General features: G+C 56.9%; 4 protein-coding genes and 1 pseudogene. 2 read left to right on the forward strand and 3 right to left on the reverse strand.

Annotation, left to right across the window (positions count from 1 at the left end):
• Positions 1–133: 133 nt before the first annotated feature.
• The 3 genes from gyrA to OE750_RS02860 all read right to left on the reverse strand — a co-directional run bounded on the left by gyrA (position 134) and on the right by OE750_RS02860 (position 7,168).
• Entirely contained in the window at positions 134–2,884 is a 2,751-nt protein-coding gene (gyrA, locus tag OE750_RS02850; RefSeq protein WP_263761139.1) for a DNA gyrase subunit A, read from the reverse strand.
• Between the two features lie 659 nt (positions 2,885–3,543).
• Positions 3,544–5,940: a transketolase gene (locus OE750_RS02855; protein ID WP_263761141.1), complete on the reverse strand. Its 2,397-nt coding sequence runs from the start codon at positions 5,938–5,940 to the stop codon at positions 3,544–3,546.
• Positions 5,941–5,962: 22 nt separating this feature from the next.
• Complete coding sequence (locus tag OE750_RS02860) at positions 5,963–7,168, reverse strand: methionine gamma-lyase (protein ID WP_263761143.1); 1,206 nt, start codon at positions 7,166–7,168, stop codon at positions 5,963–5,965.
• Positions 7,169–7,279: 111 nt separating this feature from the next.
• Here OE750_RS02860 and OE750_RS02865 point away from each other — a divergent pair, with 111 nt between their 5' ends.
• Together OE750_RS02865 and OE750_RS02870 are read left to right on the forward strand one after the other, a co-directional pair.
• A complete protein-coding gene (locus OE750_RS02865) occupies positions 7,280–7,738 on the forward strand; it encodes an Lrp/AsnC family transcriptional regulator (protein ID WP_263761145.1) in 459 nt (152 codons plus the stop codon).
• Between the two features lie 191 nt (positions 7,739–7,929).
• A pseudogene (locus tag OE750_RS02870) lies at positions 7,930–8,108 on the forward strand (IS110 family transposase); the annotation flags it as partial.

Below are 8,108 nucleotides of genomic sequence, written 5' to 3' on the forward strand. Positions count from 1 at the left end.
GGCCAGCCCCCCCAGCCCCCCCGGGATATTTCCAGCAAGAAAAAAGAGCGGGGCAGTTGAAATGGCTGCAAGCGCTTCGGCTATGGAAAAAGCGCTCACGTATGGTGAGCGCTTTCAAGCTTTTGCGTTGCGCTTAGCTTTCGGGCTGTGGTGCGTCTGCTTCGTCCTCATCGCCCTGATCGGCGATCCAGGCGACGGAAACGACCTCTTCACCTTTGCCTGTGTTGAAAACCTTGACGCCGCCTGCGCTGCGCGAGCGGAAGGAGATGCCTTCAACAGGCACGCGGATCGACTGGCCCTTGGAAGTGGCCAGCATGATCTGGTCCTCCATCTCGACAGGGAAGCACGCGACGATTTCGCCGCCACGCATGGCTTTGTCCATCGCCGTGACACCCATGCCGCCGCGTCCGCGCACGGGGTAATCATGGCTGGAGGAGAGCTTGCCTGCGCCGCCGGTGGTGAGCGTGAGGATAAGGTTTTCTTGTGCGGACATTTCGACGTAACGCTCTTGGCTGATGCTGGCGTTTGCATCACCTTCATCGTCGATACCCTCGGCGTCATCGGCGAGGCCCGCCATGGCGCGGCGCATCTTGAGGTAGGCGGCGCGCTCGTCTGATGTGGCGTCGAAATGGCGGATGATCGACATGGAAACAACGCGCTGTTTGGGCTGAAGCCGCACACCGCGCACACCGGTTGAGGCGCGCGAATTGAACACGCGGACATCGGTTGTGGGGAAGCGGATGGCGCGGCCACCGTTGGTGACCAGCATGACATCGTCCTGATCGGAACAGATGCGCGCGTTAACCAGTTGCACAGAGCCGTCTTCGGGCAGTTTCATGGCGATCTTGCCGTTGCGCATGACATTGGTGAAGTCGGACAGGCGGTTCTGGCGCACATCACCCGCCGAGGTGGCGAACATGATTTGCAGATCGTCCCAGTCTTTTTCATCCCGATCAATCGGCAGGATCGCCGCGACGGAAACACCGGGCGGGATGGGCAGGATGTTGACGATTGCCTTGCCTTTGGATGTGCGCGAGCCCTGAGGCAGGCGCCATGTCTTGAGCTTGTAGACCATGCCCTCGGTGGTGAAGAACAAAAGCTGCGTGTGTGTATTGGCCACGAAGAGTGTGGTGATCACGTCTTCTTCTTTGGTCTGCATACCGGATACACCCTTGCCGCCACGCTTCTGGGCGCGGAAATCGGCCAGCGGGGTGCGCTTGATATAGCCGCCCGATGTAACGGTGACGACCATATCTTCACGCTCGATCAGGTCTTCGTCTTCCATATCGCCGGACCAGTCGACGATCTCGGTGCGACGGGGCACGGCGAAGAGCTCGCGCACCTCTGAAAGCTCGTCAGAGATGATCCCCATGATGCGCTCGCGAGAACCGAGAATCTCCAGGTATTCCTTGATCTTACCGGCCAGCTCTTCAAGTTCGTCGGTGACTTCCTTGACGCCGATCTGGGTGAGGCGCTGGAGGCGCAAGTCAAGGATGGCGCGGGCCTGGATTTCGCTCAGGTTGTAGGTTCCGTCATCGTTAACGGGATGGAGCGGGTCGTCGATGAGCTTGAGGTAGCCAACGATTTCACCAGCGGGCCAGCGGCGTTCCATAAGTTTGAAGCGCGCCTCGGCGGCGTCGCGGGAGGCGCGGATGGTTGCGACAACTTCATCGACGTTGGAAACGGCCACGGCGAGGCCACAGAGGATGTGACTCCGCTCACGCGCTTTTCGCAGTTCGAAAGCGGTGCGGCGCGCAACAACTTCCTCGCGGAAGTCTATGAAATATGTGAGGAAATTGCGAAGTGTGAGCTGCTCGGGGCGGCCGCCGTTGAGGGCCAGCATGTTGCAACCGAAGTAGGTTTGCATCGGAGTGAAGCGGAAGAGTTGGTTGAGCACCACTTCTGCGGTGGCATCTCTTTTCAATTCGATAACGACGCGGACACCGTTGCGGTCGGATTCGTCCTGGACGTGGCTGATGCCTTCGATCTTTTTGTCGCGGGCGGCCTCGGCGATGCGTTCGATCATTGTGGCCTTGTTGACCTGATAGGGAATCTCGTCGATGATGATCGCCCAGCGGTCCTTGCGAATTTCTTCCACCCGCGTTTTGGCGCGGATGATGACGCTGCCGCGGCCCTCGAGGTAGGCTTTGCGTGCGCCTGTGCGGCCCAGCATGATGCCGCCCGTGGGGAAGTCGGGGCCGGGGACGTATTCGATCAGTTGCTCGGAGCTGAGATCGGGCTGCTCGATGAGCGCGAGGCAGGCGTCAACGACTTCGCCCAGATTATGGGGCGGAATGTTGGTGGCCATACCGACAGCAATACCGCCGGCACCATTGACCAGCATATTGGGAAAACGGGCGGGCAGAACCGTTGGTTCACGGTCTTTGCCGTCATAATTGTCTTGAAAATCAACGGTGTCTTTGTCGATGTCGGCCAGCACATAGGCGGCGGGCTTGTCCATACGCACCTCGGTGTAGCGCATGGCAGCGGCGTTGTCGCCGTCCATCGAGCCGAAGTTGCCCTGACCGTCGAGCAGCGGCAGGGACATGGAGAAATCCTGCGCCATACGCACAAGGGCGTCATAGATCGCGCTGTCACCGTGAGGGTGGTATTTACCCATGACATCGCCCACAGCGCGGGCTGATTTGCGGTAGGGTTTGTCGTGTGTGTTGCCAGCCTCATACATCGCATAGAGGATGCGGCGGTGCACAGGTTTCAGGCCATCGCGCAGATCGGGAATCGCGCGGGACACGATCACGCTCATGGCGTAATCGAGGTAGGATGTTTTCATCTCGTCGATAATCGAGATTTGCGGACCATCATAGACGTAACGTGCCGGCACATTTTCGTCATTGTTTTCAGGTGTTTCGGGCGTGTCGCTCACGTGATTTTCTCGCCTGTCCTGTGGATCTATATATTGTTGGCACTTGTATATCAGAGCCATCATATGGGGTGCAATGGGGGCAGGGAGGCTCATTTGGATCAGGGGTGAAATACGGGGTTAAGGTGCTGATATATAGCGCTTTTTAGTTTCTCTCCGCGTGAGCTAAAAAAGACCTGCTCGCAACGGCTTAAAAAGGGACAATCGTTACAGCTGCGCACGGCCTGGTTAACGGTGCCTTCGAGCGCTGATTCCAGGGGGGTGATATGCGTGCACCCTGCGTGCACACCCCGTGCACCGCCGAAACGAGGTTTGGTTAACGGGAATTAAGTTAATGGGGCGTGCAGCGGGCTTTGAGCGGGAGGCATATTGCGCGCGCCGCGCATGAGGCTGCTTCTGGATCTGGATATTTATGGCAATAAGAAAGGGAGGGTGCATGTCATTGGATCGCGACCGTCGCTGACAGTTTCAGAAACGGCGGGTTTGCGAAGGGAGTGGGCTTTCGTTTCTTTTGGGTGAATGACTGCTCCCAGCCAGAAGCGGACCCAAGGCCCTTGGCGCGAGTTTACGATAGCTGACCTTCACCACGAGGGTTATGAAGGGGTAAGATGCGGACTTTGCAGACACTGGCGTTTCTTCATCCAATGGCTGCTTTCGCGTCGTCAGGTGTTTAGCAAAGAATCCACCTTTGTTTGCGGAACCTGACGCCCAACTGTCAATGCATTGACCGATTGCACAATTGAGTCTCGGTCGAGGCGGAAGTGCTTGTAGAGGTCGGAAATGGATCCAGTCTGACCAAAGTGTTCGACGCCATGAGCGATTGTTTTGTGACCTGCGACAGATCCAAGCCACGACAGTGTCGCGGGATGCCCGTCGATTACGGTAACGATACTGCAGATGCTGGGCAGTTCGTTCAGCAGGCTTTCAACATGACTGGAGGCTTCGAGATTTCCGCGGGCGCGGTCACGTTGTGCAGCGCTCCACCCGGCGTTCAGCCTATCAGCTGAGGTGACGGCAAGAACGCCCACGTCACGCCGATGCTCTCCAATCATGCCCGCCGCTGCGATTGCCTCGGGTGCAACGGCGCCCTGATAGGCGATCACGACAGAGCAGTTCGGCCCTGGCTTTCGCAGCCAATAGGCGCCGTCTATAGCACCCTGACGAAAGGCATCATCCCCGCGCTTGCCGGGTTGTTCGATTGGGTTGGTCGTCAGACGCAAATAGACGGAGCCTCCTGTTTCATCCCGCAACCACGTGCGCTCGTCCGGGTCCCCATCACCGTCGCGCTGCATATAGTCAAACGCCCACTCCATAATGACCGCCAACTCATCCACAAAAGCCGGCTCAAACGAGGCAAGCCCGTCTTGTGACATGCCGATAAGGGGAGACCCGATGGATTGATGCGCGCCGCCTTCTGGAGCCAGTGTCACGCCAGAAGGCGTTCCTACGATCATGAAGCGGGCATCCTGATAGCAGGCGTAATTGAGCGCATCCAAACCGCGGGCGATGAACGGGTCATAGACCGTACCGATGGGCAACAATCGCTTGCCGAACAACGAATGCGACAGGCCCGCGGCCCCCAACAGCAAGAACAGGTTCATCTCTGCGATGCCGAGTTCAATATGCTGACCTTCCGGGGCAAACTCCCATTTCGCTGTCGAGGGGATGTTGTGGTCTTTGAAGGTATCCGCCTGCTCGGTGCGCGCGAACAATTTGCGCCGATTGACCCATGGGCCAAGGTTGGTCGTGCCCGTCACATCTGGGGAGGTCGTCACAATCCGGCTGGCCAGCTCACTGTCGCCCTTGGACAAGGTGTCGAGGATCTTGCCAAAGCCCATCTGGGTCGAGATTTCGCGATCACTGGTCATTTCAATCGCGGGAACCATCATCACGCTATCCGTGCGCCTGCGCGTGCCATCGGCAAAGAAGGCGGTGTCATTCAGGAAGGCCTTGAACGCTTCGGGGTTTTCGACTGTGGCGAACGGTTCCCATTCTTGGCCTTCAGCCACGCCCATATGTGCCTGCCAGTCGGCCATTTGGGTCTTGTTCATCAGGCCGCCGTGGTTGTCTTTGTGGCCGGCAATCTGTGTTCCCCAGCCCTTAATCGTATAAGCGAGAAAGCAAACAGGGCGATCGTGGTCGATTGCTGCAAAGGTTTCGGCCATCGACTGCACACAGTTACCGCCGAGGTTTTCCATCAGCTCTGCCAACTCATCATCGGATCGCCGTTCAAGCAGGGCCGTGACATCGCCCTGATCGCCCAGATCATCCATCAAGTGTTTGCGCCAGACAGCCCCGCCCATAAAGGTCAGCGCCGAGTAAAGCTGGTTGGGGCATGCATCAATCCAGTCGCGCAATGTCTCGCCGCCCGGTTCGGAAAAGGCCGCGCGTTGCAGATGCCCGTATTTGATCCGCACAACATCCCAACCAAAGGCATCAAAAATCTTTTCGGTGCGGGCAAACAGCCCCTCGCGCACGATCCCGTCCAAAGATTGGCGGTTGTAGTCGATAATCCACCACGTGTTGCGCAGATCGTTCTTCCACCCTTCTTGAAGACACTCATAGATGTTGCCTTCGTCCAATTCAGCATCACCCATCAACGAAACCATTCGGCCAAGCGGGATTTCTTTGCCCCAGCTTTTGGCTTGCACGTAGTCTTGGATCATTGATGCAAAAGAGGTGATCGCAACGCCAAGGCCGACCGACCCCGTTGAGAAATCCACATCATCTACGTCTTTGGTGCGGCTAGGATAGCTTTGCACGCCTCCATAGCCGCGGAAATTCTCCATCTTCTCGCGGGTCATGTTGCCCATCAGGTATTGCATCGCATGAAACACCGGTGAGGCATGGGGCTTCACGGCCACCCGATCTTCAGGCCTGAGCACAGAGAAATACAGCGCCGTAATGATCGACACCATGGAGGCTGACGAGGCTTGATGCCCGCCAACCTTGATCCCGTCCGCTTTGGGGCGGATGTGATTGGCGTTGTGGATCATCCAGTGGGACAACCACAAGAGGCGCTGTTCAACGGCCTTCAGGTGTTCGGTTGAGCGGGTCATGGCTTGTCTCCTGTTGTCAGGCTTATGCGGCAGAGCGGATCGGGGGGCGTGGCAAGGCCTGCTCGAGATCGTCCAGCACGTCATCCACCCCTTCAAGGCCAATTGACAGACGCACCAAACCTTCGCTGATGCCATGCTCCGCCCGTTCTTCGGGGGTATAAGTCGAATGGGTCATGCTCGCGGGGTGCTGCACCAGCGTCTCGGCGTCCCCCAGTGACACCGCCCGCGTGATCAGGTTCAGCCGGTTCATCGTCTCGATCCCCGCTTGCATACCACCTTTGAGTTCAAATGCGATCATACCACCGAATTGCGACATCTGTCGTTTTGCCAAGTCATGCTGGGCAAAGCTTGGCAGGCCCGGATAGAATACTTCTGACACCGCATCCGACTGCGCGAGCAGTTCCGCGACCTGCAAGGCGCTCGAACAGTGGCGATCCATCCGAAGTTCCAATGTCTTGATGCCACGCAAGATCAGCATCGCATTGAAAGGAGCCATCACGGCTCCGGTCATGTCCTTCATCCCGTAGAGCCTGATCTCGTTGACCAGCTCGTCCGAGCCCACCAGCAGGCCTGCGACGACATCGCCGTGGCCGCCGAGGTATTTCGTGGCCGAGTGCACCACGATGTCCGCACCATGCTTGACCGGCTGGGTGAGGTAGGGTGTCGCGTATGTATTATCGACAATCACCAACGCACCACTGGCGTGGGCGATATCCGAAATCGCCCGAATATCGACCAAGCGCATGTTTGGGTTGGCCGGTGTTTCAAAGTACACGATCTTGGTTTTCTTGCTGATTGCCCTTGCGAGCGCTTCGGTCTGCGTCAGATCCGCATGGGTGATGGTGATCCCGAATTTGGCAAGCCCGTGCTGCATGAAGGAAAATGTGCAGCCATAAAGTGTCTTGTCCAAGATCACCTCGTCACCCGGGGACAGCAACGTCCACATGGCAGCGGTAATCGCGCCCATGCCAGACGCAAGAGCAAGCCCTGCCTCAGCGCCTTCGAGGGCCGCAATACGTTGTTCAAGAAGCGCCGTTGTGGGGTTGGAAATGCGCGAATAGATGTACCCGGCACGCTCCCCTTCAAACATCTCACCACCCGCTTCTGCGGTTTCGAACGCAAAAGTTGATGTCAGGTGCAAAGGAGGTGTCAGCGCCCCTTCGTGGGCCATAGGGTCATAGCCGTAGTGAATGGCGATGGTTGAAAAACTGTCGGGACGATTGCGCATATCAAGCTCCAAAATGTGTAAGGAGATAATATGCTGGATAGGCGCAAGGTATATTGCCAATTGTGACGCAAATATCTAATATATTGGCATAATCTGCCAAGGATAACCCTATTGGATCAAAAAGACCGCCACATCATTCGTGAACTTCAGCGCAATGGCCGGATGACGAATCAAGATCTTGCCGCTGCGGTAAACCTGTCTCCCTCTCCGTGCCTACGCCGCCTGAAGCAGCTGGAGCAAAGTGGCGCTATCAAGGGCTACAGTGCCAGCATTGATGCCGAAGCTTATGGCCTTCCCGTGACTGTCTTTGTCCGCGTCAGTCTTACGGGTCACACAGAGGCTGTGGTGCAGCAATTCGAACAAGAAATCAGTCGAGTTGATCAGGTTCTCGAATGCTTCGTGATGACGGGGACTTCGGACTATTTACTCCGCGTCGTTGTCGCAGATCTGGCGGACTATGAGAATTTCGTTCGAAAGCGGCTGCACCCTATCGGTGGCATTGGGTCGATTGACAGTAGCTTCGTCTATGGCGTCGTTAAAAAAACAAACGTCTTTCCCGTCGTCGCGTAAGTGCCCAAAACCCTGTCTCAAGCCAAACTGCCGACTCCAAGTTGCGGACAGCCAAGCAGTCGAAAATAGAACTCTTCAGTTCCCAACCGGGCTTCATTTCCGGGTCGCGAACGTCCGCTAATGGGATGTACCGGCTGCTTCACCCAGCAGGTTAGGCTGAGCCTAGTTCACCTGCATATAGGAGAAGTAGCATGGCGAAGACTGGATTTGATGAGCTGATGTCGGTTGGTATCGATATTGGCAAAGATACTTTCCACCTGGTTGGTTTTGATCCGAATGGGCAACGCGTGATCCGCCAACAGATAAAGCGGCTTGCGTTGGTTGCGACTTTTGAGAAGTTGCCTCGATGTATTGTTGGGATGGAAGCGTG

Source organism: Lentibacter sp. XHP0401 (genome assembly GCF_025751535.1).
Lineage (GTDB): Bacteria > Pseudomonadota > Alphaproteobacteria > Rhodobacterales > Rhodobacteraceae > Lentibacter.

What these genes read in the sequence shown, in the direction of transcription:
- OE750_RS02860 (WP_263761143.1), bottom strand. Translation starts at nt 7,168, where the DNA reads ATGCGCAATCGTCCCGACAGTTTTTCAACCATCGCCATTCACTACGGC.
- OE750_RS02855 (WP_263761141.1), bottom strand. Translation starts at nt 5,940, where the DNA reads ATGACCCGCTCAACCGAACACCTGAAGGCCGTTGAACAGCGCCTCTTG.